1 protein-coding gene and 1 pseudogene are annotated in these 671 nt (G+C 50.5%); one reads left to right on the top strand and one right to left on the bottom strand.

Features of this window, described 5'->3' with window-relative positions; genetic code table 11:
• Positions 1-336 (bottom strand): annotated as a pseudogene (locus BGK49_RS16715) (transposase); the annotation flags it as partial.
• A gap of 37 nt (positions 337-373) precedes the next feature.
• Here BGK49_RS16715 and BGK49_RS16710 point away from each other — a divergent pair.
• The coding region (locus tag BGK49_RS16710; RefSeq protein WP_024206740.1) for a transposase at positions 374-671 on the top strand (298 nt) is incomplete at its 3' end.

Here is a 671-nt window from a genome sequence, read left to right as displayed (position 1 = left end):
ATACCTGACACATCGCTTCAATGGGAAATTGTTGTCGCCATTGTTCGATTAACGCGTATTTTTCAGCGACTCCTGTGCAAAATACGCTGTTGCTTTTTTTAATATATCTCGCTCAAGGCGAGCTTCATTTAACGCCTTACGCAGTTGCAGAATTTCAGATTCCAGTTCAGCCACCGTGCGGGAACCAGGAGTACCGAGCCCTTTTCTGGCGGCGGTAACCCATTGTCCTAAAGTGCCTTCAGGAAGGGATAATCGGGAAGCGCCTTCACTGATCGAAAGTTGATTTTCAAGAACCGTTCTGACAGCTTCGGCTTTGAACTGAACCGCCCCGGGAATCCTGGAGACTAAACTTCCTGAGAAAGAGGTAAACAGGATGACTAAAAATACTCGTTTTTCCCCCGAAGTCCGTCAACGGGCAGTCCGTATGGTTCTGGAAAGTCAGGGCGAATATGACTCACAATGGGCGACAATTTGTTCCATTGCTCCAAAGATTGGCTGTACGCCGGAGACTCTGCGTGTCTGGGTTCGCCAGCATGAGCGGGATACCGGAGGCGGTGATGGCGGGCTCACCACCGCTGAACGTCAGCGTCTGAAAGAGCTGGAACGTGAAAATCGTGAACTGCGCCGCAGTAACGATATCCTTCGCCAGGCTTCCGCTTATTTTGCGAAGG

It is taken from the genome of Shigella sp. FC1544 (genome assembly GCF_001722145.1).
Lineage (GTDB): Bacteria > Pseudomonadota > Gammaproteobacteria > Enterobacterales > Enterobacteriaceae > Escherichia > Escherichia coli.
Note: the sequence above shows the minus strand (reverse complement) of the source record. Positions and strands in the feature narration are given on the sequence as shown.